Origin of the sequence: Muricoccus nepalensis (assembly GCF_006438825.1) — a bacterium.
GTDB lineage: Bacteria > Pseudomonadota > Alphaproteobacteria > Acetobacterales > Acetobacteraceae > Roseomonas > Roseomonas nepalensis.
This window is the reverse complement of the sequence record NZ_RCZP01000038.1, coordinates 25,201-50,912: the sequence shown is the minus strand read 5'-3', so window position 1 is coordinate 50,912 and position 25,712 is coordinate 25,201. Positions and strand designations below refer to the sequence as shown.

At 77.4% G+C, this 25,712-nt stretch carries 22 protein-coding genes and 1 pseudogene; 10 read left to right on the top strand and 13 right to left on the bottom strand.

Annotation, left to right across the window (positions count from 1 at the left end; translation table 11 throughout):
• The 3 genes from EAH89_RS24560 to purB form a co-directional block, all read right to left on the bottom strand.
• The coding region (locus EAH89_RS24560; protein WP_140886347.1) for a peptidoglycan-binding domain-containing protein at window positions 1-1,097 on the bottom strand (1,097 nt) is incomplete at its 3' end.
• An 85-nt stretch (window positions 1,098-1,182) separates the two neighbouring features.
• A complete protein-coding gene (locus tag EAH89_RS24555) occupies window positions 1,183-1,521 on the bottom strand; it encodes a hypothetical protein (RefSeq protein WP_140886346.1) in 339 nt (112 codons plus the stop codon).
• Window positions 1,522-1,628: 107 nt separating this feature from the next.
• Window positions 1,629-2,984 (bottom strand): adenylosuccinate lyase, encoded by a 1,356-nt coding sequence (gene purB / locus EAH89_RS24550; protein WP_140886345.1) that lies wholly within the window; start codon window positions 2,982-2,984, stop codon window positions 1,629-1,631.
• A 279-nt stretch (window positions 2,985-3,263) separates the two neighbouring features.
• Here purB and EAH89_RS24545 point away from each other — a divergent pair.
• The 3 genes and pseudogenes from EAH89_RS24545 to EAH89_RS24535 form a co-directional block, all read left to right on the top strand.
• Window positions 3,264-3,914: pseudogene (locus EAH89_RS24545) on the top strand (TerC family protein); the annotation flags it as partial.
• Between the two features lie 425 nt (window positions 3,915-4,339).
• Window positions 4,340-4,981, top strand: coding sequence for a TerC family protein (locus EAH89_RS24540; protein WP_140886344.1), 642 nt, complete (start codon window positions 4,340-4,342; stop codon window positions 4,979-4,981).
• A gap of 4 nt (window positions 4,982-4,985) precedes the next feature.
• Window positions 4,986-5,597, top strand: coding sequence for a hypothetical protein (locus EAH89_RS24535; RefSeq protein ID WP_140886343.1), 612 nt, complete (start codon window positions 4,986-4,988; stop codon window positions 5,595-5,597).
• Window positions 5,598-5,606: 9 nt separating this feature from the next.
• On the opposite strand, the gene EAH89_RS24530 is transcribed toward EAH89_RS24535, so the two are convergent.
• Complete coding sequence (locus tag EAH89_RS24530) at window positions 5,607-6,596, bottom strand: S1C family serine protease (RefSeq protein ID WP_140886342.1); 990 nt, start codon at window positions 6,594-6,596, stop codon at window positions 5,607-5,609.
• Window positions 6,597-6,648: 52 nt separating this feature from the next.
• Window positions 6,649-7,533: a RadC family protein gene (gene radC, locus EAH89_RS24525; RefSeq protein WP_241667196.1), complete on the bottom strand. Its 885-nt coding sequence runs from the start codon at window positions 7,531-7,533 to the stop codon at window positions 6,649-6,651.
• Between the two features lie 252 nt (window positions 7,534-7,785).
• Here radC and EAH89_RS24520 point away from each other — a divergent pair, with 252 nt between their 5' ends.
• A complete protein-coding gene (locus tag EAH89_RS24520) occupies window positions 7,786-8,337 on the top strand; it encodes a DUF1003 domain-containing protein (RefSeq protein ID WP_140886340.1) in 552 nt (183 codons plus the stop codon).
• 10 nt (window positions 8,338-8,347) lie between these two features.
• Here EAH89_RS24520 and EAH89_RS24515 read toward each other — a convergent pair whose 3' ends face one another.
• The 3 genes from EAH89_RS24515 to EAH89_RS24505 form a co-directional block, all read right to left on the bottom strand.
• On the bottom strand, window positions 8,348-8,998 hold the full coding sequence (locus EAH89_RS24515) for a carbonic anhydrase (protein WP_140886339.1): 651 nt from the start codon (window positions 8,996-8,998) through the stop codon (window positions 8,348-8,350).
• The gene (map, locus tag EAH89_RS24510; protein WP_140886338.1) at window positions 8,995-9,801 is read right to left on the bottom strand and encodes a type I methionyl aminopeptidase; all 807 of its coding nucleotides are present in this window, start codon (window positions 9,799-9,801) and stop codon (window positions 8,995-8,997) included. Before map ends, EAH89_RS24515 begins: the two co-directional genes overlap by 4 nt.
• A gap of 99 nt (window positions 9,802-9,900) precedes the next feature.
• The gene (locus tag EAH89_RS24505) at window positions 9,901-10,527 is read right to left on the bottom strand and encodes a helix-turn-helix domain-containing protein (protein ID WP_241667195.1); all 627 of its coding nucleotides are present in this window, start codon (window positions 10,525-10,527) and stop codon (window positions 9,901-9,903) included.
• An 88-nt stretch (window positions 10,528-10,615) separates the two neighbouring features.
• Between EAH89_RS24505 and bdcA the strand changes: the two genes are divergently transcribed.
• Together bdcA and EAH89_RS24495 are read left to right on the top strand one after the other, a co-directional pair.
• Window positions 10,616-11,329 carry an SDR family oxidoreductase gene (gene bdcA, locus EAH89_RS24500; RefSeq protein WP_140886336.1) on the top strand — a complete coding sequence of 238 codons (714 nt, stop codon included), beginning with the start codon at window positions 10,616-10,618 and terminating at the stop codon, window positions 11,327-11,329.
• Between the two features lie 146 nt (window positions 11,330-11,475).
• Window positions 11,476-12,936 (top strand): MFS transporter, encoded by a 1,461-nt coding sequence (locus tag EAH89_RS24495; protein ID WP_241667194.1) that lies wholly within the window; start codon window positions 11,476-11,478, stop codon window positions 12,934-12,936.
• Window positions 12,937-12,960: 24 nt separating this feature from the next.
• Here EAH89_RS24495 and EAH89_RS24490 read toward each other — a convergent pair whose 3' ends face one another.
• Entirely contained in the window at window positions 12,961-13,449 is a 489-nt protein-coding gene (locus EAH89_RS24490; protein WP_206667666.1) for a hypothetical protein, read from the bottom strand.
• Window positions 13,450-13,494: 45 nt separating this feature from the next.
• Window positions 13,495-14,397: a c-type cytochrome gene (locus tag EAH89_RS24485; RefSeq protein ID WP_140886335.1), complete on the bottom strand. Its 903-nt coding sequence runs from the start codon at window positions 14,395-14,397 to the stop codon at window positions 13,495-13,497.
• 176 nt (window positions 14,398-14,573) lie between these two features.
• Here EAH89_RS24485 and EAH89_RS33190 point away from each other — a divergent pair, with 176 nt between their 5' ends.
• Together EAH89_RS33190 and EAH89_RS24475 are read left to right on the top strand one after the other, a co-directional pair.
• Window positions 14,574-19,679 (top strand): alpha-2-macroglobulin family protein, encoded by a 5,106-nt coding sequence (locus tag EAH89_RS33190; protein ID WP_140886334.1) that lies wholly within the window; start codon window positions 14,574-14,576, stop codon window positions 19,677-19,679.
• A gap of 55 nt (window positions 19,680-19,734) precedes the next feature.
• A complete protein-coding gene (locus EAH89_RS24475) occupies window positions 19,735-20,643 on the top strand; it encodes a fatty acid desaturase (protein ID WP_161993737.1) in 909 nt (302 codons plus the stop codon).
• 21 nt (window positions 20,644-20,664) lie between these two features.
• Here EAH89_RS24475 and EAH89_RS24470 read toward each other — a convergent pair whose 3' ends face one another.
• Together EAH89_RS24470 and EAH89_RS24465 are read right to left on the bottom strand one after the other, a co-directional pair.
• Complete coding sequence (locus EAH89_RS24470) at window positions 20,665-21,396, bottom strand: toxin (RefSeq protein WP_140886332.1); 732 nt, start codon at window positions 21,394-21,396, stop codon at window positions 20,665-20,667.
• A gap of 9 nt (window positions 21,397-21,405) precedes the next feature.
• Complete coding sequence (locus EAH89_RS24465) at window positions 21,406-21,795, bottom strand: hypothetical protein (protein ID WP_140886331.1); 390 nt, start codon at window positions 21,793-21,795, stop codon at window positions 21,406-21,408.
• A 180-nt stretch (window positions 21,796-21,975) separates the two neighbouring features.
• Between EAH89_RS24465 and EAH89_RS32775 the strand changes: the two genes are divergently transcribed.
• Entirely contained in the window at window positions 21,976-22,761 is a 786-nt protein-coding gene (locus tag EAH89_RS32775) for a class I SAM-dependent methyltransferase (protein WP_140886330.1), read from the top strand.
• Window positions 22,762-22,765: 4 nt separating this feature from the next.
• Complete coding sequence (gene pbpC, locus EAH89_RS24455; protein WP_140886329.1) at window positions 22,766-24,796, top strand: penicillin-binding protein 1C; 2,031 nt, start codon at window positions 22,766-22,768, stop codon at window positions 24,794-24,796.
• 29 nt (window positions 24,797-24,825) lie between these two features.
• Here the strand turns inward: pbpC and EAH89_RS24450 are convergent, their stop codons facing one another.
• Window positions 24,826-25,707, bottom strand: a complete 882-nt coding sequence (locus tag EAH89_RS24450; protein ID WP_140886328.1) for a PhzF family phenazine biosynthesis protein — start codon at window positions 25,705-25,707, stop codon at window positions 24,826-24,828.
• Window positions 25,708-25,712: the final 5 nt, after the last annotated feature.

Below are 25,712 nucleotides of genomic sequence, written 5' to 3'. Positions count from 1 at the left end.
GCGCGCGGGGCGGGGGCGCGGCTCTCGCCGCCGGGGCGGGTGCGGGCGGGCGGGGGGACCGGGGCGGGCGCGGCCTCGCAGCGTTGGAGCGCGGTCTCGGGGGTGACGCCGCGCTCGGCCAGCGCCGGGGGGATGGTGCCGGAGAGGCGGAGGGTGCCGTCGCGCCGGACCTCGACGACGCGCGGGGTGCCGCCGCGGGGGACGAGGAAGACCTGGTCCCCCTGCGGGCCCTCGTGGCCGTAGATCTCGTAGCCGGACTCGCCGGGCAGGGGCCGGCCGCCGAGGAGGAGGCCGCGGCCGAGCCAGGTGAGGGTGGGCTCGGCGCAGGTCGTGAGGGCGTAGCTCTCCTGCAGCAGGGCGGGGAGGGCCGGGGACCAGAAGGCGCCGGCGGGCAGGCCGGGGGCCGGGGCGGGCGCGGGGCGCGGGGGCTCGGCGGCGGCGGCGGTGCGGGCGTCGAGGAAGCCGCTGGGGGGGAGGCCGGCGGCGCGCTGGAGGGCGGCGATGGCCTCGCGGCGGCGGGCCGGGGGCTCGGCGGGGATGCCGCGGGCGGCGAGGCGGCGGTCGAGGGCCTCGGCCTCGGCGGGGTCGCGGTCCGCCTCCTCGCGGGCCTCGGGCAGGAGCCAGCGGCGCAGGTCCTCGCGCTTGGCCGCGTGGGCGCGGGCGAGGCAGGCGGCGTCCGGGCCCTCGCGGGCGCAGGTGGCCGCGAGGAAGGCCGCGAAGGAGCGCGCGTCGGCCTCGAGGCCGGGCTTCTGGGCGGGGGGGAGCTGGTCGTGGAGGACGCGGTAGGCCTGGGCGCGGCGGCGGTCCGCGAGGCGGGCGGCGGGGTCGGCGCAGAGGGCCGCGGCGAGGGCGTCGGGGGGTGCTTCCGCTCCGGAGAGGGACGCGGGCGGGGGGCAGGCCGTTGAGGCGCCGGGATCGGAGGGAGCGGCGGCGGGGGTGAAGCTGGGGAGGGGGGCGGGCGGGGCCGGGTCGGGGGCCTCGCCGGCGGGGGGCATGGCGGGCTGGGCCCGGCCGGCCGGGGGGGCGAGGGCCAGGGCGGTGCCGAGCGCGAGGCCGAGGGCGGTGGCGAGAGAGCTGCGCGGCGGCCGGTTGATCACGGCCGGAGTGTCCCGGCGGCGGGCCGCCGGGTCAATGCCGGCGGGCGGCCCTCCCGGGGGAGGTCCGCCCGCCGGGGCGGCGCGGTCAGTAGCGGTAGTAGCCGTAGCCCGGGCGCGGCGCGTAGTAGCGGGGCGGGGGCGGCGGGACCGGCGCGTAGTAGACCGGCGGCGGCCGGTGCCAGTAGCGCGGGCGGTAGTAGGCGGGCGGCGGGGGCGGCGGCGGGCCGTAATAACGGGGCGGCGGGACGTAGTAGTACTGGACCGGCGTGGCCGTTAGCGCGGCCGGCGCGGGCAGGGCCGCGGGCGCCGCCGCGGCGGGCGCCACCAGGGCGGCGGCCCCGAGCAGGGCGAGGGCGCCGAGGGCCGCGGCGCCGGGCCGCGGGGCGGCGGCCGGGCGGGAGCGGTTGCGGGTGGGTTCGGTCATGGTTCCGGCCTCCTTCCTGCGCCGCCCTTCTGGCGGGATCGGCGCGACGTTGGGCTCGCTTCCCGGCAGAACGGTGGCGGGGGGCGCCGCATTGCGGCGGCCGGGCTTCACGCTTCCGCGAAGACGCGGGCGAGGGTGTCCCGGACATGGGTGAAGTCGCGGGCCGGGTCCATGACGCCGTCGAGGTCGGCGGGGGCGATGAGGCGGGTGACGGCGGGGTCCTGGAGGAGGTTGTCGCGGAAGCTGCGGCCGCCGGGCTGGCCGAGGTTCTCCCAGGTGGCCATGGCCGAGCGCTGGACGGTCGCGTAGCTGTCTTCCCGCGACATGCCGGCCTGGGTGAGGGCGAGGAGGACCTTGCCGCTGTGGACGACGCCGCCGAGGCTCTCGAGGTTGGCGCGCATGCGGTCGGGGTAGACCGTGAGCTTGTCAACCATGCCGGCCGCGCGGGTGAGGGCGAAGTCGAGGGCGATGGTGGCGTCGGGGCCGATCACGCGCTCGACGCTGCTGTGGCTGATGTCGCGCTCGTGCCAGAGGGCGACGTTCTCGAGCGCCGGCATGGCGTAGCCGCGGACGAGGCGGGCGAGGCCGGTGAGGTTCTCCGACAGCACGGGGTTGCGCTTGTGGGGCATCGCGGAGGAGCCCTTCTGGCCCGGGTGGAAGTACTCCTCGGCCTCGCGCACCTCGCTGCGCTGGAGGTGGCGGACCTCGGTGGCCAGGCGCTCGAGGCTGCTCGCGATGACGGACAGCGCGCAGAAATAGGCGGCGTGGCGGTCGCGCGGGATGACCTGGGAGGAGACGGGCTCGGGGCGGAGGCCGAGCTTCGCGGCCACGTGCGCCTCCACGGCCGGGGTGACGGAGGCGAAGGTGCCGACAGGGCCGGAGACGGCGGCCGTCGCCACTTCCTCGCGGGCGGCGAGGAGGCGCTTCCTTCCGCGCGCGAACTCGGCCCAGTGGCCGGCGAGCTTGAGGCCGAAGGTGGTGGGCTCGGCGTGGATGCCGTGGGAGCGGCCGATGGTGGGGGTCAGCGCGTGCTCCTCGGCGCGGCGGCGGAGCGCGGCCAGCAGCGCGTCGAGGTCGGCGAGCAGCAGGTCGGCGGCGCGGACGAGCTGGAGGTTGAGCGCGGTGTCCAGCACGTCGGAGCTCGTCATGCCCTGGTGCATGAAGCGGGCGTGCTCGCCCATGCCGGAGCCGTCGGGGCGGGTCTCGCCGAGCCAGGTGAGGAAGGCGATGACGTCGTGGCGGGTGACGCGCTCGATCTCGTCGATGCGGGCTAGGTCGGCCTCGGTCATGGCGGCGATGCGGGCGTCGCCCTCGCGCCGGATGGCGCGCGCGGATTCGGCGGGGATGGTGCCGCCCTCGGCCATGGCCTCGGCGGCGAGCGCCTCGATCTCGAACCAGATGCGGAAGCGGGCCTCGGGGGACCAGATGGCGGCCATCTCGGGGCGGGTGTAGCGCGGGACCATCGGGGCGTTCCTGGCGGGGCTTGCGGGCGGGGCTTGGGGCGGGGTTTGGGGGCGGCGGGGCGAGGGCGGCCGGTATCCGGGGGGCGTCCCGGCGTCAACCTCGCCGCGGCGGGCGGGGCGGGGCGGGCATCGAGTGTTGCCGTGGCATTGCGAATTGTTTAAGCGCGGCCTGCCGGGGCGGTGCTCCCGGCAGGCCGCGAGGGCGCGGCCGGCGCGTTGCCGGTCCGGCGGGCCGGGCTGGCGGGCGCATCACTCGGGACCGCGCCCGCGACGGGGCGGATGGGAGACGCAGCGGCGATGGGAGCGGATTGGTTGATCGCCCTCGGGCAGGTCCTTCTGATCGACCTTGTTCTGGCCGGCGACAACGCCATCGTGGTCGGCATGGCGGCGGCGGGGCTGCCGGCGGAGCAGCGGCGCAAGGCGATCCTCTGGGGGATCGGCGCCGCGACGATCATGCGCATCGGCTTCGCGGCCATCACGACGCAGCTTCTCGCGATCGTCGGCATCACGCTCGCGGGCGGCGTGCTGCTGCTCTGGGTGTGCTGGAAGATGTTCCGCGAGCTGCGGCGCCCGCACGGGCACGCGGAGGACCACGGCGCGCACGCGCCGGCCGCGCTGGCCGACGGCGAGGCGGCGGAGGCGGGGCCGCGGAAGAAGACGCTGCGCCAGGCGATCGTGCAGATCCTCGTCGCCGACATCTCCATGAGCCTCGACAACGTGCTGGCGGTGGCCGGCGCGGCGAAGGACCACCTCGAGGTGCTCATCGTCGGGCTCGCGATCTCGGTCGTGCTGATGGGGGTGGCCGCGAACTTCATCGCGCGGCTGCTCGAGCAGTACCGCTGGATCGCCTGGATCGGGCTGCTGATCATCCTCTACGTCGCGGCCGACATGATCCTGTCGGGCACGCACGAGGTGACGCAGAAGGTGCCGGACGCCTACGCCTACCTGCTGCTGCCGCTCGGCTACCTCGCGCTGCCCGGGACCTTCCCGGCCTGGCTCTGGGTGGGGGCGACGATCCTGCAGATCGTGGTCTTCTCGGCGGTGGTGGCCTTCATCACCGACCTCGTGCGGGGCGCGACGCGGGGCGGGGAGGCGGGACGGCCGGGGACATGACGCCCTGGTTACAGTTCATCCATGAGGCCGGGGGGCGCCCGCGCGGCGCCCTTCGGTTGCTTTGCCCCGCGGGTCGGCTGATCTAGGTTCCGCCGCGCCGGCCCGTGCCGCGCGGGAGCGTCCCGCGGCGGCGGGCCACTGCCTTGCGGGCGGCGATCGCCCAAGGGCCCTAGTCAACGAGAGGCCCCGGCCCGCGCGCCCCCCGGCGCTGCGGGCCGCGTTGCCCGCGCGTGGAGAGGTTCATGGAAGAGATCACCGGTGCGCTGCCGCAGCTCCTAGAGATCATGTGGCTCAACATCATCCTGTCGGGCGACAACGCGGTGGTGATCGGCCTCGCGGCGGCGGGGCTGCCGGAGAGCCAGCGGAACAAGGCGGTGCTCTTCGGCATCGCGGCGGCGGCGGTGCTGCGGATCGTCTTCTCGCTCATCGCGCAGCAGCTTCTCGCGCTCTGGTGGATCGACATCGTGGGCGGCCTCGCGCTGCTCTACATCGCCGTCAACTTCCTCATCGAACTGCGCAAGTCGGCCAAGGAGGAGGAGACCGAGGGGCACGCGCACCACGACAAGACGCTGATGGCGGCGCTGTGGCAGATCATCGTCGCGGACGTGTCGATGAGCCTCGACAACGTGCTCGCGGTCGCCGCCGTCGCGCGGTCGAACGTGACGCTGCTGATCGTCGGCCTCGCGATCTCCATCGTGATGATGGGGCTTCTCGGCGGGCTGCTGGCGCGGGTGCTCGATCGCTACAAGTGGATCGCCTACCTCGGCGTGGCGCTCATCGCCTATATCGGGCTCGAGCTGCTCTGGGAGGGGCTGGTGATCTCCAACGCCACGCTGAACCTCGGCCTGCCGCTGCCGGCGCCGCACAATGCCGCGGCGCACTGAGGGGATGAGCTTTCGCCCCGCCGGGAGCGAGGGCTTCCGCCCCGCCGGGGGCCTGCTCGGGCTGGCGGGCGCGGCGCTGATCGCGCTCGCGGGCTGCGCGGTGCCGGAGGGGCCGGCGGCGCCCTCCACCCGCGCGCCGGCGGAGGCCGTGCTGGCGCGGCTGCCGGCGCAGGCCGCGGGGTTCGACCGCTTCGGGGTGCAGGACGTGGCGCCCGAGGACCCCGGCGCGGGGAAGGTGGTGGAGTACGCGACGGCGCGGCGCGTGGCCGTGGCGCAGGTCTTCCTCTACGACCTCGGCCGGCCCGCGGTGGAGCCGGCGGATCTCGGGCCGGAGGCGGAGCGCGCGGTCTCGGAGGCGACGGCGCTGCCCTTCGACCGGACGGGGCGGCAGCTCGCCGTTGCGTCCCGCTCGCCGCTGGCGGTTCCGGGCGGGGACCTGTCCTGCGCGCTGCTGACGGGCACCTTCGGGCGGAACCAGGTGGAGCGGCAAGTCTGCGTCGGCGTGGTGGCCGGGCGCTTCCTGCGGGTGCAGGTGACGATGCCGCGGCGCGGGGCGCCGGTTGCCGATGCCCGCGCCTTTACCCAGGAGGTGGCCGCCGCGGCGCGGCGGGGCTGAGGGGCGCGCCTAGCCGAGGCAGCGGAGGAAGAGGACGGAGGGGTGGACGGCCTCGCCGACCTCCACGGCCGTGTGCGGGGCGCCGCTGCTGGCGGTGCGGGGGCGGACGCGGTTCTCGCGGAGGAAGCCGAGGACCTCCTCTCCCTTCACCGCGAAGTTCACGTTCTGCGGGATGTCGCCGATGCGCTGGGCCACGCGCTGGGCGTTGAGCTTGCTCGTGATGATGCCGACCACGTTTCCCGCGAGGTCGAGCAGCGGGCCGCCGGAGTTGCCGGGCTGCACGGGCGCGCTGATCTGGAAGTGCATGCGGTTGTCGGCGAGGCCGGCGAGCGCCGAGACGTCGCCGGTGGTGAGCGTCGGGCCCGAGGCGAGCATGCCGGCGAGCGGGAAGCCGTAGGTCATCACCGCCTCGCCGCGCCGCACGTCGGGGCCGCTGCGGAAGGTCAGCGGCGGGCCGGCGGCCTCGCGGAACTCGAGGAGGGCGAGGTCGCGGTTGGCGTCGCGCACGCGGACGGTGACGGGGATGTCGCGGCCCTCCGCGTTGCGGGCGCGGATGGAGCGGCAGTCGCGCACGACGTGGTCGTTGGTCAGCGCCTGGCGGTCGCCGATGATGAAGCCGGTGCCGGAGGAGACCTCGCGCTGCGGGGCGCCGGGGCGCTCGCCGGGGGCCAGCGGCGGGGGCTTGCCGGCGGGCGGGCGCGGGGCGGGGTCGCTGCCCGGCTGGGCGCCCGAGGGGGGCGCCGAGGGCGGGCCGGGGCGGGCGGGCGCGGGGTCCGGCAGGTCGTAGAGCGGCGGGGGCTTGCCGGCGAGGCCGGGGGGCTGGCCGGGGATCTGGCCCGGAATCTGGCCCGGAATCTGGCCCGGAGGCGCGGCGGTGGGCGGCGGGGCGCCGCGCGGGCCGGCCGGGGCGGGCTTGCCGGGGTCGGGCACGAGCTGGGCGAGGCCCGGCGCCGCGGCGAGGAGCAGGGCGGGGAGGACCACGGCGGAGAGGGCGCGCATGGTGGAAGGGTGGGGGCGCCTCCGGGGCTGGTCAATGCCGTCAGCGTAACGGTTAGAGGAGCCCCTCGCGGCGGAAGGAGACGTGGCGGCCGTTGCCGATGATCAGGTGGTCGTGGACGACGATGGAGAGGGTGGCGGCGCCCGCGCGGATCTCGCGCGTCATCTCGATGTCGGCGAGCGACGGCGTGGGGTCGCCGCTCGGGTGGTTGTGGACGAGGATGAGGGCGGTGGCGCCGAGCTCGAGCGCGCGCTTGATGACCTCGCGCGGGTAGACGGGGGCGTGGTTGACCGTGCCGTGGGCGAGGACCTCGTCGGCGATGAGGCGGTTGCGGCTGTCGAGGAAGAGGACGCGGAACTGCTCCACCGGCGCGCGCGCCATGGCCGCGGAGAGGTAGGCAATGAGGCGGTCGGGGTTGTTGAGCACGGGCTCGTCGCGCACCTCGGCGGCGAGGAGCTTGAGGGCGGCGGCCTGGACGAGGAGGAGGGCGGCGACGGCGGCCTCGCCGATGCCCTCCACGGCGCGCAGGTCGGCCTCGCGCGCGGCGACAGCGCCGGCGAAGCTGCCGAAGCGGGCGAGGAGGCGGCGGGCGTGGGGCTTGGTGTCCACGCGCGGCAGGGCGAGGAAGAGGAGCATCTCGAGCAGCTCGTAGTCGGCGAGCGCGTCGGGGCCGGCGCGGAGGAGCTTGGCGCGGAGGCGGGCGCGGTGGCCCTCGGGGCCGGCGGGCGCGGCCTCAGCGGGCTTGCGCGCGGCCGGGGATTTCGCGGGGGTGTCGGTTTCGGCCCGGGAGTTGGCGTCGGGGTCGGCGCAGGGATCGGCCTGCGCGTCGGACGGCGCGGGCGGGGTGCGGCGCGCGCGCGGAGGGCGCGAGAGGCCCTGTGTCTCCGGCAGGAGGTCGAAGCCGCCGCTCGCTTCCTCAAGGCCACGGCGGCGGGGCAAAGGAGTCTCTCCGTTACGGTTCATGGGAGAATGTGGGGCGGTCGCGCGGTTGTCCACGGGGGAGGGGCGTGTTTCGGACGGCGCGGGCGGGTTGCGCGGGGGCGGCTGGCGTCCGGGGGGTGGGGCGCGTCGGGGCATCGGTCCCGGAGCGTCGACCGGATGGGTTAGGAGGACGTTAACAGGGATCAAGCCGGCCTGGTGCCCGATGGGGCATGAGGCCGCGGGCCCGATCCGGGCGAGGAGAGATGGACGATGGCGGCCAGCACGCCCACCCGCACGCCGACCCTTCCGAGGATGGACCCGGCGACGCTGAGCGGCTCGCTCCGGCGCAACATCCGGGCGCTGGAGGAGCGGCGCCAGGCGGAGTTGGCGGCGGCGACGCGGGAGGAGCGGGTGGCGGCGGCGATCACCGCCTTCACCGGCAGCATGCGCTTCGTCTACCTGCACCTCGCGCTCTACGGGGCCTGGATCCTTGCGAACCTCGGCGCCGTGCCCTGGGTGCCGCGCTTCGACCCCTCCTTCGTGATCCTGGCGATGGCCGCCTCGGTGGAGGCGATCTTCCTCTCGACCTTCGTGCTGATCAGCCAGAACCGGATGTCGGCGGCGGCGGACAAGCGGGCGGACCTCGACCTGCAGATCAGCCTTCTGGCCGAGCACGAGCTGACGAAGCTGTCGGAGGTGGTGGTGGCGATCGCCGAGCGGCTGGAGATCCGGGTCGCGGGGGACCCGGAGATGCAGGAGGTGGGGCGGGACGTCTCGCCGGAGGCGGTGCTGGACGCGATCGAGGCCGAGCACCGGGAGTGAGGGGGCGGCGCTAGTCCGCGAGGGCGGCGAAGTTGCCGCTCGCCTCGTCGAGGACGCAGAGGGTGCCGTCGGCGACGTCGAACCAGAGGCCATGGAGCGTGAGGTCGCCCGCGGCCTCGCGGGCGGCGAGCCAGGGGAAGGTGCGGAGGTTGGCCAGCGACTGTCGGATGGCCGCGCGCTCCATCGCGGTCTGGTCCTGCAGCGGGTCCACGCCGTCGCAGGTCAGCGCCAGGCGGGTGGCGGGGGCGGCGATCTCCATCCAGCGGGCCACGAAGTCGCCGTCGCGGATGTCCACGTCGCCGAGGTGGTTCTGGCGGAAGGCGTTGATGCCGCCGCAGGAGGCGTGGCCGCAGACGACGATGTGGCGGACCTTGAGCTGGCGGACGGCGAACTCGATGGCGGCCGAGGTGCCGTGGTAGTTCGCGTCGGGCTGGTAGGGCGGCACGAGGTTGGCGACGTTGCGGACGACGATCATCTCGCCGGGGTCGGCGTCGAAGACGACCTCGGGGGCGACGCGGCTGTCGACGCAGGCGATCATCAGCGTGTCGGGCTGCTGCCCGGCCTCCGCAAGGCGGGCGTAGTGGTCGCGCTCGCGGCGGAAGCGGGTGTGGCGGAAGCCGCGGTAGCCCTCGGCGAGGCGGGGCGGGAGCTCGGCGCTCACGCCGCGTAGGGGGGCTTGTGCAGGCCGGCGGGGGAGAGGGTGAAGACCTCGCAGCCGGTCTCGGTCACGCCGACCATGTGCTCGAACTGGGCGGAGAGGGAGCGGTCGCGCGTGACGGCCGTCCAGCCGTCGTCGAGCACCTTCACCTCGGGGCGGCCGGCGTTCACCATGGGCTCGATCGTGAAGAACATGCCGGGCTTGAGGACGGGGCCTTCGCCCGGGCGGCCAAAGTGGAGGATGTTCGGCGGCGCGTGGAACTTGCGGCCGACGCCGTGGCCGCAGAAGTCGCGCACGACGGAGAAGCGGTGCTTCTCGACGTAGCTCTGGATGGCGTGGCCGATGTCGCCGAGCGTGTTGCCGGGGCGGACGGCCGCGATGCCGCGCAGGAGGCTCTCGTAGGTGACGTCCATCAGCAGGCGCGCCTTGGTGGAGGCGGTGCCGGCCACGTACATGCGCGAGGTGTCGCCGTGCCAGCCGTCGAGGAGGGGCGTCACGTCGATGTTGAGGATGTCGCCGTCGGCGATCACGCGGTCGCCGGGGATGCCGTGGCAGACGACGTGGTTGATGCTGATGCAGGAGGACTTCGTGTAGCCGCGGTAGCCCAGCGTGGCCGGGGTGGCGCCGCGCTCGACCATGAAGTCGTGGCAGAGTTGGTCGAGGGCGCCGGTGGTCACGCCGGGGCGGACGTGGGGGGCGATCATGTCCAGGCACTCGGCCGCGAGGCGGCCGGCGCGTCGCATGCCCTCGAAGTCCTCGGGCGCGTGGAGGGGGATGCGGCGGGATTCCCCGGCGGACTGGTCCATGGGCCGAAAATGCGCGCGCGGTCGGGCGGTTGCAAGACATGCCGGGCGGGCGGGGGGCGGGGTTGCGCGCGGCGCGGATGTCGGTCGCGGGAGGGGCGGTCAGGTCGCGAGGGCGGCGCGGACGGCGGCGGCGGCGAGGGCGGCGGTGGCGAGCAGGCGCTCGCGGCCCTGGCCGGCGCGGGCGGCGGTGGAGAGGCCGGTGAGGACGGCGACCGCGTAGTCGGTGAGGGTGTCGGCCTTGTCGGGGTGGCGGGCGGCGACGAAGGCGTGGATGGCCCCGACCGCCGTGGCGTTGAGGGCAGCGGCGGCGTCGCGGGCGGCAGGGTCGTTGCAGCGCTGGCCCTCGATCACGAGGCAGCCGGCGGCGCCGGGGTCCGCCGCGCCCGGGTCGGCGGCGCCGGCGGCGTAGCGGCGGGCGGCTTCCTCGAGGAGGGCGGCGAGGGCCTCGCCCACGGGGCGGCGGGGGTCGAGGAGGGCGTCGAGCGGCAGGCCGTCGCAGCGGCTGTAGCGCTCCAGCACGCGGGCGAAGAGGCCGGCCTTGCTGCCGAAGGCCGCGTAGAAGCTCGGCGGGTTGATGCCGAGCGCCTCGGTGAGGTCGGCGACGCCGAGCGCGTCGTAGCCCCTCGCCTGGAAGAGGCGCTGGGCGGTGGCGACGGCGGCGTCGGGGTCGAACTTGCGCGGGCGTCCCCGGAGGCGTTGCGGCTGGCGCGATGGGGGGCTCGGCAAATTTGTAGTCATGAATACAAAATGCCTTGACGGGTCGGGCGGGCGGTTTATGTAGCGCCCACTACATCCGAGATCAAGGAGAGGGCCTATGGCTGGACTAGGTGGAAAGCGCGCGCTGGTGCTCGGCGGAAGCCGGGGGATCGGGGCGGCGATCGTGCGGCGCCTGGTGGCGGAGGGGGCGGCGGTGACCTTCACCTACGCCGGCTCCCGGGAGGCGGCGGAGCGGCTGGCGGCGGAGACCGGCGCCGCGGCGGAGCGGACGGACAGCGCGGACCGGGACGCGGTGATCGCGCGGGTGCGCGACAGCGGGCCGCTCGACGTGCTGGTGGTGAACGCCGGCGTCGCGCTGTTGGGCGACCCGCTGGAGATGGACCCGGACGTGGTGGACCGGATGTTCCGGGTCAACGTCCACGCGCCCTATCACGCGGCGGTGGAGGCGGCGCGGCGGATGCCCGACGGCGGGCGGATCCTCGTGATCGGCTCGGTCAACGGGGACCGGGCGGGGTTCCCGGGGGTCGCGGCCTACGCGGCGACGAAGTCGGCGGTGCAGGGGATGGTGCGCGGCCTGGCGCGAGACCTGGGGCCGCGGGGGATCACGGTGAACGCGGTGCAGCCGGGGCCGTTGGACACCGACATGAACCCGGCGGACGGGCCGCTGCGGGACATGCTCTACGGCCTCATGCCCATCCGGCGGCACGGGCGGCCGGAGGAGGTGGCGGCGATGGTGGCCTATCTCGCGGGGCCGGAGGCGGGCTTCGTCACGGGCGCGATGCACACGATCGACGGCGGCTTCGGGGCCTGAGGCCGAGCCCGCCGGGGCGGGGTTTTTGGCGCCCGCCCCGCCGCGCAGGGTTTCCCGCGGGGCGGGGCGGGCGCAATACGGACCCTGTTGAGGCGCGGCCCGGTGGCCGGGCGGCGCGCGGGGGCGGCGGGGTGGCGGTTTCGGGGTTGGACGCGGCGGAGGGCGTGGCCGCGGCGGGCGGCCCGGGGGCGGTGCCGCGGCCGCCGACGAACACGCGGCTGGTGGCGGTGATCGTGGCCTCGGCCCTGCTGATGCAGAACCTCGACTCGAGCGTCATCGCGACGGCGCTGCCGACCATGGCGCGGGAGCTGGGGACGGAGCCGCTGCATCTCTCGGCGGCGATCACCTCCTACCTCGTGGCGCTGACGGTGTTCATCCCGGTCTCGGGCTGGGTCGCGGACCGCTACGGCGCGAAGCGGGTCTTCATGGTGGCGATCGCGGTCTTCGCCTTCGCCTCGATGCTGTGCGGGCTGTCGCGCGGGCTCGGGGAGCTGGTGGCGGCGCGGGTGCTGCAGGGGGTGGGCGGCGCGATGATGGTGCCGGTCGCGCGGCTGCTGCTGATGCGGCGGATCCGGCCGGAGGAGATGGTGCGGGCGACGACCTGGCTGTCCATGCCGGGGCTGCTCGGGCCGATCCTCGGGCCGCCGGTGGGCGGGCTGCTGACGGACAACGTGTCCTGGCGGGCGGTGTTCTGGATCAACCTGCCGATCGCGGCGATCGGGCTGCTGATGGTCTGGCGCTTCGTGCCGGCCTCCGACGAGGCGCGGCCGCCGCGGCTCGACCTGGTGGGGGTGACGCTGATCGGGGCCTCGCTCGCCTGCCTCATGTTCGGGGCGGAGACGGTGGGGCGGGGCGTTGTCGCGGAATGGCTGCCGGTGCTCGGCTTCGCGATCGGCGCCGCGCTCGGCTGGGCCGCCGTGCGCTGGGCGCGGCGGGCGCCGCACCCGGCGCTGGACCTCGGGCTGTTCTCGATCCCGACCTTCGCGGTGGGGGTAGGGGCGGGGAGCCTCTTCCGGGTGGGGGCGGGGGCGGCGCCCTTCCTGCTGCCGCTGTTTCTGCAGCTCGGCTTCGGGGCCTCGGCGACGGTGTCGGGGATGGTGACGCTGGCCACCGCGCTCGGCGCCTTCCTGATGAAGCCGATGACGACGATGGCGCTGCGGCGCTTCGGGTTCCGCAACGTGCTCATGTGGAACGCGGTGGTGGTGGCGGCGACGCTCGCGGCCTGCGCGGCCTTCGACCCGTCCTGGCCGCTGGCCGCGGTCTTCGTCGTGCTGGCGGCGGGGGGGCTGGCGCGGAGCCTGCAGTTCACGGCGTCGAACGCCATGAGCTACGTGGACGTGCCCGGGGGGAAGCTCTCAGCGGCGACCTCCATCGCGGGGACGGCGCAGCAGCTCTCCATGGCGCTCGGCGTGACCTGGGGGGCGTCGTGGCTCGCGGCCTCGGCGGCGCTGGCGGGGCGGGCGGCGCCGGGGGTGCCGGACTTCGCCATGGCCTTCCTCGGCGCGGCGCTGCCGCCGCTGCTGGCCGCGCCGATCGCGGGGCGGCTGGCGCGGGACGCGGGGGCGGCGGCCTCGGGGCACGGGGCGGGGGGCGGGGCCGCTCGCTGAGGGCCGGTCGCCGGGGCCCCGGCGTCAGGCGGGGCGGCGGAAGGCCCGCAGGATGGCGGCGGCGGCGAGGATGACGAGGGCGTCCTCGACGAGGCCGGTCCGCGTCTGGCCGTGGCGGGGGATGGCGGCGATGCGGGCGCGCCAGCCGGGGTAGGAGGCGAGCACCGCGGTGGTGCCGCCCAGCGCGGCGGCGAGCCAGCGCTGCCGGCGCGGGGCGAGGGCGGCGCCGGCGATGGCCGAGGTGGCGAAGCGCGCGGCGAGGCCGACCGGGACGATGCGGTCGGGGGCTGTGCGCATCTTGTCGCCGGCCAGCTCGGCGGCGGCGAGGGCGAGGGCGCCGGCCGCGGCCAGGGGGCTGGCGAGGAGGGAGGGCGCCCCGTTGCCGGGCGGGAGCGCGCCGCGGGCGGCGGCGAGGGAGACGGCGGCCAGCGGCGTCAGGGCGCGCTGGCCGCCGACGAGGCCGATGAGGAAGGAGGCGAGCATGCGGATCGTCCGGAAGGGGCGGCGGGGCAACTCGCGTCGCCCAGAGTTGGTTTCCGGCGCCGGTTTCCGGGCGGCTCAGTCCTGGGGCGGCAGGGAGCGGAGGTAGGCGAGGACGTCCCCGAGGTCGCCGGGGGTCATGCCTGCCCAGACGGGCGCGCGGGCGCCCATGGGGGCGGCGAGGGGGCGGCCGTCGGCGGCGACGCCGCGGGTGATGGCGGCGATCACCTGCTCGTCGGTGCGGCGGCCGATGCCGTGCTCGGGGTGGCTGCTGAGGTTGGCGGCCTGGACCACGCCCCAGGGCCCCTCCAGCACGAGGCCGCGGGCGCCGCGGCCGTTGGGGTCCGCGCGGCCCTCGGAGAGCTGGGCGGAGTGGCAGTCCATGCAGTGGGCGAGGTTGACGGCGATGTAGCGGCCGCGCGCGACGGGGGTGTCCTCGGGCGGCGCGACGCTCGCCACGGGGCCGCCGTGCGGGCTGAGGGCGAAGGGGTAGGCGGAGCGCTCGGCGACCGCGTGGCGCACCGGGGGCACGGTGCGGAGCCAGGCGACGAGGGCGGCAAGGTCGCGGTCGGCGATGCCGCGGTAGGATTCGACGGGCATGGGCGGGCCGATGAGGGAGCCGTCGGGGCGGTGGCCCTCGCGGATGGCGGCGGCGATCTGCGCGTCGGTCCAGTCGCCGATGCCGGTCTCGCGGTCCTGGGTGATGTTGGGGGCGACGGCGCGCATGCCGCGCTCGGCGAAGACGCGGCCGCCGGCGAGCTCCATGCCGGCGATGGGCTGCATGCGCGGGCCGAAGGCGTGGTGGCAGCCGCCGCAGAAGGCGACGGTCTCGCCGAGGTAGCGGCCGCGGGCGAGGAGGTCGGGGTCGGGCGGCGGGGTTTGGGCCTGGGCCTGGGCCGGGGAGCGCGGGGAGAGGGCCGCGAGGAGGGCCGTGAGCAGGAGCGCCGGAAGGATCGGGCGCGCGTGGCGTGGACGGCGCATGGCCGTTCTCCCGGTTCGTGCGGGGGTGACGCTAGGCAATGGTTGCGGGCGCCGTTGTAACGATTGCGTGATGACGATGGGGAAGGGCCGTTCCGGTAGGCGGCGCCGGGGGGCGGGCGGTGAAACGGGGCGGGGGCTGTGCCAGGGTCGCGGGCAGACAGCCCTCGGATGGTTCCATGCGCGCGATCGGTTTCCTGGCGGTGCTGCTGGCCCTGCTGGGGGCGCCCGGGCCGGGGGCGGCGCAGGATTTCGGGCTGCCCGGGCTTTCGGCCGAGGCGTCGCGCTACGCCTCGGGGCTCGCGCGGCGCTTCCCGGCGGGGGGGACGCCGCAGCAGCGGGCGGCGGCGGAGGCGCGGGCGGGGCAGGCGGAGGCGCGGGGCGACGCCGCCGCGGCCGCCGCGGCCTGGGAGGAGCGTCTGGGCATGGGCGCGGCCCGGCCGGAGATGTGGCTGTCGCTGGCGCGGGCGCAGATGGCGCGGGTGCCGCCCGATCCCGCGCGGGCGCTCTTCGCGGCGCGGCGGAACTTCGATTCCGTGGAGGCCGGGGCGGCCGAGGTGCCCTCGCTGCGGCTGATGGCGGACGCGCTGCGGGCGCAGGAGCGCTGGGCGCTGGCGATCGGCGTGCTGGAGGCGGTGGCCGAGCGGCTGCCGGGGGACGCGGGCGCGCGGGCGCAGCTGGCGGAGGTGCGGCGCGCGGCGGGGATGCTGCTGCGGGCGGTGCGGACGGAGCCCGAGGCCGAGCCGGCGCGGGCCTGCCTTTCCTTCACCGTGGCCCCGCAGGCGGGCGGTCGCTGGCAGCCGGAGGACTGGGTGCGGGCGGAGCCGCCGCTTCCGGGCCTGGCGGTGACGCGGGAGGCCGACGGGCTCTGCGTCGCGGGGCTGCCCTGGGGGCGGCGGACGCGGCTGGTGCTGCGGGCGGGGCTGCCGGGCGAGGACGGGGCGAATCTCCGCGCCGACCTGCCGGTGGAGGTCTCGATGCCCGACCGGGCGTCGCGCATCGCCTTCGAGGGGGGCGCCTTCCTCCTGCCGCGGGGCGCGGCGCCGCGGGTGACGGTGGCGACGACCAACGTGGAGCGGCTCTCGCTGCGCCTGGTGCGGGTGAGCGAGCGGAACCTCGTCCCGCTGACGCGCGACGTCCGGCTGGGCAGCGCGATGAACGGCTACCTCGCGGAGGAGCTGCCGGAGACGCGGGGGCGGGTGGTCTGGGAGGGGAGCGCGGAGGTGCCGGGCTTCCGGCGCAACGCGACGCAGCGGGTGGCGCTGCCGCTGCCCGACGCGCTGACGGGCTCCGGGCCCGGGCTCTTCGTGCTCGTTGCGCGCAACGCGGCGGAGGGGCGGGGGGGCGAGGCGGCGGCGCTGCCGGTGATGGCGACGGACCTTGGCCTCACGGCCTGGCGGGGGGCGGAGGGGCTGGCGGTGCAGGCGCGGGGCCTCGGGGACGCGCGGCCGCGGGCGGGGGTGCGGGTTTCGCTGGTGGCGCGGAACAACGACGTGCTGGGGGAGGCGGAGACGGACGCGGCGGGGCTCGCGCGCTTCGTGGGGCCGTTGCTGCGGGGCGAGGGGGGCGTCGCGCCCGTCGCGCTGCACGCGCAGGCGGGGGAGGACCTCGTCTCGCTCGACCTCGAGGCGGCCTCCTTCGACCTCTCGGACCGGGGGGTGACGGGGCGGGCCTGGCCGGGGCCGGTGGACGCCTTCCTTTGGCTCGACCGCGGGGTCTACCGGCCGGGCGAGACGGTGCGGCTCTCGGTGCTGCCGCGGGATGCCGCGGGGCGGGTGGTGGAGCTGCCGATCCGGCTGCGGCTGCGGCGGCCGAACGGGCAGGTGGCGCTGGAGGCGGTGCCGGAGCGGGGGCCGGAGGGGGTGGTGCTGTGGTCGCCCACGATTTCGCCCGGGGCGCCGGCGGGGGGCTGGACGATCGAGGCGCTGACCGACCCGAACCGGCCGCCGGTCGCGAGCATCGCCTTCCAGGTCGACGCCTTCGTGCCGGAGCGGCTGGAGGTGACGGCGGGGCCGGCGCCGGGGCCGCTCTCGGCCGGGGCGCCGCTGGTGCTGCCGGTGGGGGCGCGCTTCCTCTACGGCGCGCCGGGGGCGGGGCTGACCGGGAGCGCGGAGATGCGGCTGGCGGTCGATCCGGAGCCGTTCGAGGCCTGGAAGGGGTGGCGCTTCGGGTTGGCGGAGGAGCCCTTCGACGGGGGGCTGCAGGCCTTCGAGATCGGGGAGACGGACGCGGCGGGGCGGGGCTCGGTCGCGCTGGCGCTGCCGAACCTGCCGGACGCCTCGCGCCCGCTGCGGGCGGAGGTGACCGTGACCATGGCCGAGCCGGGCGGGCGGGGCAGCAAGGCGGCGGCGACGGTGCCGGTGCGGTCCGCCTCCCCCTTCGTCGCGCTGCGGCCGGCCTTCCGGGACGGGAGCGTGGACGACGGGGCGGAGGCGGTGGTGGAGGCGGCGCTCGTCTCGCCGACCGGCGAGGCGCTGGCGGGGACGCTGCGGATGCGGCTGGTGCGGGAGCGCCCGTCCTGGCGGATGGCCGTGGTGGGGGGTGCCGCGCGCTACGAGACGGTGTGGCGGGACGAGGCGGTGGACGAGGCGGCGCTGGCCGTGGCGCCGGGCGCGCCGGGCCGCTTCGCGCGGCGGGTGGGCTTCGGGCGCTACCGGCTGGAGGTGTCGCAGCCCGGCGGGCTCGCGATCGCCTCGATCCGCTTCCGGGCGGGCTGGACGGGCTCGGACGACCCGGCGGTGCCGGACAAGGTGGACGTGGCGGCGGACCGGCGGGCCTTTGCCGCCGGCGAGGTGGCGCGGCTGCGGGTGAGCCCGCCCTTCGCGGGGCGGGCGAGCGTCGCCGTGCTGACGGACCGGGTGCTCTCGGTGCGGGAGGTGGAGGTGCCGGCGGGGGGCGCGGAGCTGGAGGTGCCGGTGGAGGCCGGCTGGGGCGCCGGGGCCTGGGTGGCGGTGACGGTGTTCCGGCCCGGCGATACGGCGAGCGCGGGGCCGCGGCGGGCGCTGGGGCTGGCCTGGGTGGGGCTGGACCCCGCGGCGCGGCGGCTGGAGGTGGCCCTGGAGGGGGAGGCGCTGCTGCGGCCGCGCGGGCGGGCGGAGGTGCCGGTGCGGGTCATGGGTGCGGCGGGGCCGGCCTGGCTGACGCTGGCGGCGGTGGACGAGGGCATCCTGCGGCTCACGCGCTTCGCCTCGCCGGACCCGGCCGCGCATTTCCTCGGGCGGCGGCGGCTCGGGCTCGACATCCGCGACGACTACGGGCGGCTGATCGCGCCGGCGGAGGGGGAGCCGGCGGTGCTGCGCCAGGGCGGCGACGACAACTTCGACACGGCGGGCGTGCAGCCGCCGCAGCGGATCGTGGCGCTGTTCTCGGGCGTCGTCGCGCTGGGGGCGGATGGGCGGGCGGTGGTGCCGATCGACCTGCCGGACTTCAACGGGGAGCTGCGGCTGATGGCCGTCGCCTGGTCCGGGGAGCGGGTGGGCTCGGGCGCGCGGGCGGTGACGGTGCGCGACCCCGTGGTGGCGGAGGCGCTGCTGCCGCGCTTCCTCGCGCCGGGGGACGAGGCACGGCTGCCGGTGCTGCTGCACAACCTCGACCTCGGCGCGGGCGGCGTGCGGGCGGCGGTGACGGCGGAGGGGCCGCTGGCGGTGGACGGGGGCGCCTCGCTCGGCGGGGAGCTGGCGCCGGGGCAGCGGGCGCTGCCCTTCGCCACGCTCCGGGCGACCGGGGCGGGGGAGGGGGTGGTGCGGGTCTCGGTCAGCGGGCCCGGCGGCTACGCGGCGGTGCACGAGAGCCGGATCACGGTCCGCTCCCCCCGGCCGCTGGCGCGGGAGGTCGTGACGGCCTCGCTGCCGGCGGGCGGCGCGCTGGCGGTGGCGCCGGACCTGTCGCGCTTCGTCCCGGGCACGGCGGTGGTGCGGGCGAGCTGGGGGCAGCCGGTGCGCTACGATCCCGCGGCGCTGATGCGGGCGAATGTCGACTTCCCCTTCCTCTGCGCGGAGCAGTCGGCGAGCCGGCTGCTCTCGCTGGTGGGGTTCGAGGCGGAGCCCGCGCGGGCGGAGGGGATGCAGCGCGCGGTCGCGCAGCTTCTCGACAAGCAGCGCTACGACGGGGCGCTCGGGCTCTGGAGCGCCAGCGGGGAGGCGGACGGCTTCGTGACGGCCTATGCCGCGGAGGCGCTGCTGCGGGCGCGCGCGGCGGGCGTGACGGTGCCGGAGGCGCCGCTCGAGGCCCTGCTGCGGAACCTGCGGGAGGAGGCGGACAACGGCGCGGTCTCGGAGCCGCTCGAGCGGGCGGTGCAGGCTTATCGGCTGCACGCGCTGGCCTTGGCGGGGCGCGGGCTGCCGGGCGCGGCGCGGCGGCTGTTCGAGGAGCTGGAGCGGCTGCCGACGCCGCTGGCCAAGGCGCAGCTCGGCGCGGCCCTCGCGCGGATGGGGGACGCGGCGCGGGCGGAGGAGGCCTTCGCGCAAGCGCTGGCGGCCCCGGCGCGCCGGCCCTGGCACGAGGACTACGGGAGCGCGGCGCGGGACAGCCTGGCGGTCGCGCTGCTGTTGAAAGAGAGCGGGGTGCTGGCGGGGCGGGTGGCGGAGGCGGTCGGGCGGGTGCCCGGGCCGGAGCTGACGCCCGAGGCGGCCTCGACGCAGGAGGCGGCCTGGGGGGTGCTGCTGGCCGGCGCGCTCGGGCGCGACGGGCGGCCGGTCAGCGTCTCGCTCGGCGGGCGGGCGCTGAGGCCGGCGCCGGTGGTCTCGGCGGCGGTGGAGGGGCGGGCGGAGGCGCGCAACCTCGGGGAGCGGGCGGTCGCGCAGTCGGTCTCCGTCACGGGGCTGCCGGTCGTGGCGCCGCCGGCGGGGCGGGCGGGGATGCGGGTGGCGCGGCGCTTCTTCAACCCGGACGGCACGGCGCTGAACCTCGACGCGCTGCGGCAGAACCAGGTGTTCCTCATGCAGGTGGAGGCGCGGGCGGAGACGGGGGAGACGCACCGGGCAATGATCCAGCAGGGGCTGCCGGCGGGGTGGGAGATCGTCGGGCGGCTGCCGGAGGGGGCGGTGCCGGGGATGGCGTTCCTCGGCGAGCTGACGGCGGCGGAGTCCTTCCCGGCGCTCGACGACCGCTTCGCGGCGGCGGCAGTGCTGACGCCCGAGGCGCCCGTCGCGCGCTTCGCGGTGCGGCTGCGCGCGGTGACGGCGGGGCGCTTCGAGCTGCCGGGGGCGGAGGCGCGGGACATGTACCGGCCGGGGGTCTTCGCGCGGCAGAACACGGGGCGGGTCGTGGTGGCGCCGGCGCCATGAGGAGGGGGCGGCGCGGCGCTTGCTTGGCGTCCCCGCGGCAGCGATGGAGGGCGCGATGAGCGCGACGGGGGCGGCGCCGAAGCCGCGGGAGATGATGCATCTCGGCGCGCGCTCCGACGCGCGCGGGACGGCGCGGGCGGCGCTGCATCTCGGGCTGGTGGCGGCGAGCGGGGCGCTGGTCGCGGCCTCGCCCCCGTGGCTGGTGGTGCCGGCGATGGTGCTGGCTGGCGTGGTGCAGGCCGCGCTCTTCGCGCCGCTGCACGAGACCTGCCACTACACGGCCTTCAAGTCCCGCCGCGCGAACGCGGTGGTGGGGTGGCTGGCGGCGCTGCCGGCGCTGCGGAACTGGCACTTCTACCAGGCCTTCCACCTCGCCCATCACAAGCACACGCAGGACCCGGAGCACGACCCGGAGTTGTCTCCGCCGCCGCCGGGGACCCTTCCGGCCTACCTGCTGCGGGTGGCGGGGCTGCCCTATTGGCGGGCGCAGCTCCTGGTCTGGGCGCGGGGGTGGCGGGGGGACCTCTCGGCCTATCCCTTCGTGCACCCGGCCGCGGCGCCGCGGGTGGTGGCGAGCATCCGGGCGGGGTCGGCGCTGACGGTCGGGCTGGCGGTGGCCGCGGGGCTGGCTTTCGGCTGGTCCTGGGTGCTGCTGCTCTGGGTGGGGCCACAGCTTCTCGGGCAGCCGCTGCTGCGGCTTTACCTGCTGACGGAGCACACGGGCTGCACCGAGGACGCGAACGGGCTGACCAACACGCGGACGATGCTGACGGCGGCGCCGGTGCGGCTGCTGATGTGGGAGATGCCCTTCCACGCGGAGCACCACCTCTACCCCTTCATCCCCTTCCACCGGCTGCGGGACGCGCATCTCGTGCTGCGGGACCGGCTGGCGCATGTGGGGACGGGGTATGCGGCCTGGCACGCGGGGCATGTGCGGGCGCTGCGGCGGGCGCCCCGGGGGTGATGCGCGGGTGACGCGGGCGGGTCAGGCCGGCGGGCTGACCGCGGGGAGCCAGGCGGCGATGGGGGCGGGGGGCGGGCCGGCGTCGCGGATGTCGTAGAGGCCGGCGGCGCCGAGCTGGACGCGGCAGACGGTGAATGCCTGGCGGGGCCCGCGGCTGTTGTCGGCGAGGATGGCGGCGTCGGCGACCCGGATGGCCTCGGCCACCGCACGGCGGGTGCGGGGGAAGCGGCGGCGCAGCGTCTCCTCGTCGATGCCGTGGCCGCCCCCGGCAACGCGGGTCTGGACGCGGAGGATGGAGAGCTCCGGGCTGTCGAGGCCGACGAAGAGGAGGAGCACGAAGTAGCCGGCGCGCTGCATGTCGCGGACGAGGTCGACCTTGGAGGCGATCGTGCCGTCGGGGCGCGGCTGCCAGTGGGAGAAGACGGTCTCCATGGCGAAGGGGACCTTCGCGCCCATGGCCTGGGCGACGAAGGCCTGCACGCCCTGCTGGGCCACCGCCATCCAGCCGCGGTCGGTGTCGCGCAGCGCCGCGGCCCAGGGGGTGAGGTGGCCGTCCGGGCCGGGCTCGGGGAGGATGGAGAGCATCAGCCGGTCGGCGTTGACCAGCGGGAGCTGCAGCCGGTCGGCGAGGTGGCGGTACCAGAGGGTGGACTTGCCGGAGCCGTTGTGGCCCGCGAGGACGACGGCGAGGGGCTTCCTCGTCCGGGCCTGGGCGAGGCGGACGAGCTCGGTCGCGGCGCGGAGGGAGGCCAAGCGGCGCGGTCAGTCCGTGACGGTGAAGCGCCCGCCCTCGAGGACGCCGCGCTCGGTCCGGCCGTTGAGGGTGCGGAGGAAGCGGCCGGGGTTCTCGGGGTCGGCCTGGAAGAGGGGGACGTCCTTGCGGGCGGGCAGGCGGATGCCGGGGCGGGCGAGTCGCTCGCCGGCGCGGCGGAGCGCCTCGGTGCTGGCCTCGACGGCCCGCTCGGCCTCGGCGCGGGTGGGGCGGCGGGTGGTGACGGTCGCGCTGCCGAAGGTGACGCGGGCGGCGCGCTCCCGCGCGGCCGGGGGGCGGCCGCCCTCCGCGCCGGGGGATGGCTGGGCCGGCGGGCGGAGGCGGGTGGCGCGCGGGGGCGCCTTCGCCGGCTTCGGCGGGGACGATGCGGCGGGGTGCATGTCCGGGGGCGTCATGGGGGGGAAGATAGGCGCGCGCGGGGCGGGGTGCCAGGGCCGAGATGCGGGGGCGGGTGTTGGGGCGGGACGCGCGGAAGGCTTTGCAGGGGCGGCGCGGCTGCGCGACGCTGCCGGCGGTCCCCCGCGGCGCGCGGGCGTCCGGGGCCGGTGCGGGAGGAAGCGATGGCCGAGAGCGCGATCCGGTTCGAGGACGGCGGCGCCTACGAGCGCTCCATGGGGGTCTGGAGCCGCCTGGCGGGGGAGGTCTTCCTCGACTGGCTGGCGCCGGCGCCGGGGCTCGGCTGGGTGGATGTCGGCTGCGGGAGCGGGGCCTTCACGGCGCTGGTCGCGGAGCGCTGCGCGCCGGCGGAGGCGGAGGGGATCGACCCCTCGGCGGCGCAGGTCGCCTTCGCGCGGGGGCGGGCGGCGGGGCCGGCGCGGTTCTCGACGGGCGACGCGATGGCGCTGCCCTTCGCCGACGGGCGGTTCGACGCGGCGGTGATGGCGCTGGTGATCTTCTTCGTGCCGGAGCCGGCGCGGGGGGTGGCGGAGATGGCGCGGGTGGTGCGGCCGGGCGGGCTGGTCGCGGCCTATGCCTGGGACATGCTGGGGGGCGGCTTCCCCTACGGCCCCGTGCAGGCGGCGCTGCGGGAGATGGGGATCGAGCCGCCGCTGCCGCCGAGCGTGGAGGCCTCGCGCGCCGAGGCGCTGCGGGCGCTCTGGGAAGGGGCGGGGCTGGTCGGCGTGGCGGGGCGGGAGATCCGGGTCTCGCAGCGCTTCGATGACGTCGACGCCTATCTCGAGACGGCGCGGATGTCGGGGAGCGTGTCGCAGCCCCTGTCGCGCCTCGGCCCCGCGGAGGCGGCGCGGCTGCGCGAGGGGGTGCGGGCGCGGCTCTCGCCGCTGCCGGGCGGGGGCGTCGGGTGGGAGGCGCGGGCGAACGCGATCCGGGGGCGCGTGCCGGGCTAGGGGCGTGCCGGCGTTGCTGCGGGGCCGCCGCTGGGCGCGGGGGCTGCTCGGGCTCGCGGGGGGGATCGTCGCTCTCGCGGGCGCGCTGCTCGCGCTCGACCGGGCCCTGCCGCCGGACCTGTCGCGGCTGGAGGCGGTCGGGCGGGTGGTGGTGGACCGGGAGGGGCGCGTGCTCTCGGCCCTGCCGGCGCCGGGGGGCGTCTGGCGGCTGCCCGTCTCGGCGGAGGAGGTGCCGCGGGCGCTGGTGGACCTGCTGGTGGCGGCGGAGGACCGGCGCTTCCGGTGGCACCCCGGGGTGGACCCGCTGGCGGTCGCGCGGGCGGCGCTGGGCGGGCTGCGGGCGGGGCGGGTGGTCTCGGGGGCCTCCACGATCTCGATGCAGGCGGCGCGGCTGCTGGAGCCGCGGCCGCGGACGCTGCGGAGCAAGGCGATCGAGGCTGCCCGCGCCGTGCAGCTCGAGTGGCGGCTGGGCAAGGCGGGCGTGCTGCGGGCCTGGCTGACGCTCGCGCCCATGGGGGGGAACCTGGAGGGGGTGCGGGCGGGGTCGCTCGCCTGGTTCGGGCGGCCGGTGGAGCGGGTGGGGGTGGCGGAGGCGGCGCTGCTGGTCGCCGTGCCGCGCCGCCCGGAGGCGCTGCGGCCGGACCGGCACCCCGCCGCGGCGCTGGCGGCGCGGGACGCGGTGCTGCGGCGGCGGGGGGCGGCCGCGCTGCCGGTGGCGGAGCGGGAGGCGGCGCGGGCGGAGGCGGGGCGGGCGGGCGATGGCGCGGTGCCCTGGGCGCGGCGGGCCATGCCGGGGCTCGCGCCGCACCTCGCGCGGGAGGTGGCGGGCGGGCCGATGGCGGGCGCGTCGGCCGGGGTGGTGCGGACCTCGCTGGACGCCGGGCTGCAGCGGGGGGTGGAGGGGGTGGCGGCGGCGGTGCTGGCCGGGCTGCCCGCGCGGGGGTCGGTGGCCGTGGTCGTGGCCGACCTGCGGACGCGGGAGGTGCGGGCGCTGGTGGGCGGGGACTGGCTGGCGGAGGGGCGGGCCGGCGCGATGGACCTGACGCGCGCGGTGCGCTCGCCGGGCTCGGCGCTCAAGCCGCTGCTCTACGCCATGGCCTTCGACCGCGGGCTCGCCGCACCGGGGACGGTGATGGAGGACCTGCCGCGGCATTTCGGGGACTGGGCGCCCGAGAACTACGCGCGGGGCTTCTCCGGCCGGGTGACGGCGGCGGAGGCGTTGCGGGGGTCGCTGAACCTGCCGGCGGTGGCGCTGATGGAGGCGCTGGGGCCGCTGCGCTTCGCCTCCGCCCTGAAGGCGCTGGGCGCGGTGCCGCGGCTGCCGCCGGGCACGGGGCCGGCGCTGCCGCTGGCGCTTGGGGGGGTGGGGATCACGCTGCGGGAGCTGGTGGGGGTGACGGCGGCGATCGGCGACCGCGGGCGGGCGGGGGCGCTGCGGGTGCTGCCGGCCGGGCCAGGGGGTGAGGGCGCGGCGCCGGTGCTGCGGGCCGGGGCGGCGGAGGCGGTGGCGGGGATCCTCGTGCAGGGCTTCCCGGGCGGCGGGCCGGCGGGGGTGGCCTGGAAGACCGGGACCTCCTGGGGCGGGCGGGACGCCTGGGCGGTGGGGTTCGACGCGCGGCACGTCGCGGGGGTCTGGGTGGGGCGGCCGGACGGGACGGCGATCCCGGGGGCGACCGGGCGGGGGACGGCGCTGCCGGTGCTCGCGCGGGTCTTCGCGCTGCTGCCCCCGGCGCCGCGGCCGGGGGAGGCGGGAGAGCGCGCGGTGGCGCGGGCGGGCGTCGTGGACGGGCTGCGGCTGCTGTTCCCGCCGGCCGGGGCGGTGATCGGCGAGGGGGCGGTGACGATCCGCGCGGTGGGGGGGCAGCGGCCGCTCGTCTTCCTCGTGGACGGGGTGCCGGTGGCGGCCGGCGGCGCGCGGCGGGAGGCGGGCTGGGTGCCGCCGGGGCCGGGCTTCTATCGGGTGACGGTGGTGGACGCGGCCGGGGCGGCGGCGAGCGCGCCGGTGCGGGTGGGCGGGGTGCCCGGGGTGGAGTAGGGGGGCGGAGTAGGGCGGCGGCGGGGGGCTCAGGCGGCGAGGGTGCCGTCGACGCAGGTGACGCAGGCGCCGCCGAGGCTCACCCGGCCCTCGGCGTCCACGCGCACCGCCACCTGCCCGTCCCGGCCGACGCGGCGGCCCTGGGTGGCCTGGTAGGCGGCGCCGCCCGGCGGCAGCAGGCCGGCCTCCCGCCGGAACACGGCCACGGCGCCGTTGCCGCTGCCGCAGACCGGGTCTTCCTCGATCCCGGAGGAGGGGGCGAAGGAGCGGACCTCGATGGCGCCGTCCTTCCCGGCCTCCGCGCCGCGCGGGCCGAAGACGGTGACGCCGGTGAGGCCGTGGCGCCGCTCGAAGGCGGCCGAGCGGGCGAGGTCGGGCTCGAGGCGCAGCACGGCGGCGGCGTCGGCGAGCGGAGCCACGGCCCAGACGGCGCCGATGTCCACGATGGCGGGGGTGGCGCGGGGGTCGAGGGGGTGGCCGAGGAGGGCCTCGAGCGCCGCGGCCTCGGCGGGGGGCAGGGGCGTGACCCGGGCGGGCGGCAGGTCGAGGGTCAGGCGCCGCGCCGGGCCCTCGCCCTCCACGGAAAGGCCGACGAGGCCGACGCCGCATTCCTGGACGAGGCGGCCGGCGCGAGGCGTCGCGCGGCCGGCCTCCAGCATCGCGTGGGCGGTGCCGAGGGTGGGGTGCCCGGCGAAGGGGAGCTCGGCGCGGGGCGTGAAGATGCGCAGGCGGTAGTCGGCCCCGGGCGCGGTCGGCGGGAGGACGAAGGTCGTCTCGGAAAGGTTGGTCCAGCGGGCGAGGGCCTGCATGGCGGCGGCGTCCAGGCCCTCGGCGTCGAGGACCACGGCGACGGGGTTGCCGAGGAAGGGACGGGACGAGAAGGCGTCCACCACCTTGTACGCGCGGCCCATGCGGT

Coding starts and splice junctions, on each gene's coding strand:
- EAH89_RS24555 (WP_140886346.1), bottom strand. CDS start 1,521: ATGACCGAACCCACCCGCAACCGCTCCCGCCCGGCCGCCGCCCCGCGG.
- purB (WP_140886345.1), bottom strand. CDS start 2,984: ATGGTCCCGCGCTACACCCGCCCCGAGATGGCCGCCATCTGGTCCCCC.
- EAH89_RS24540 (WP_140886344.1), top strand. CDS start 4,340: ATGGAAGAGATCACCGGTGCGCTGCCGCAGCTCCTAGAGATCATGTGG.
- EAH89_RS24535 (WP_140886343.1), top strand. CDS start 4,986: ATGAGCTTTCGCCCCGCCGGGAGCGAGGGCTTCCGCCCCGCCGGGGGC.
- EAH89_RS24530 (WP_140886342.1), bottom strand. CDS start 6,596: ATGCGCGCCCTCTCCGCCGTGGTCCTCCCCGCCCTGCTCCTCGCCGCG.
- EAH89_RS24520 (WP_140886340.1), top strand. CDS start 7,786: ATGGCGGCCAGCACGCCCACCCGCACGCCGACCCTTCCGAGGATGGAC.
- map (WP_140886338.1), bottom strand. CDS start 9,801: ATGGACCAGTCCGCCGGGGAATCCCGCCGCATCCCCCTCCACGCGCCC.
- bdcA (WP_140886336.1), top strand. CDS start 10,616: ATGGCTGGACTAGGTGGAAAGCGCGCGCTGGTGCTCGGCGGAAGCCGG.
- EAH89_RS24485 (WP_140886335.1), bottom strand. CDS start 14,397: ATGCGCCGTCCACGCCACGCGCGCCCGATCCTTCCGGCGCTCCTGCTC.
- EAH89_RS33190 (WP_140886334.1), top strand. CDS start 14,574: ATGCGCGCGATCGGTTTCCTGGCGGTGCTGCTGGCCCTGCTGGGGGCG.
- EAH89_RS24475 (WP_161993737.1), top strand. CDS start 19,735: ATGAGCGCGACGGGGGCGGCGCCGAAGCCGCGGGAGATGATGCATCTC.
- EAH89_RS24465 (WP_140886331.1), bottom strand. CDS start 21,795: ATGCACCCCGCCGCATCGTCCCCGCCGAAGCCGGCGAAGGCGCCCCCG.
- EAH89_RS32775 (WP_140886330.1), top strand. CDS start 21,976: ATGGCCGAGAGCGCGATCCGGTTCGAGGACGGCGGCGCCTACGAGCGC.
- EAH89_RS24450 (WP_140886328.1), bottom strand. CDS start 25,707: ATGGGCCGCGCGTACAAGGTGGTGGACGCCTTCTCGTCCCGTCCCTTC.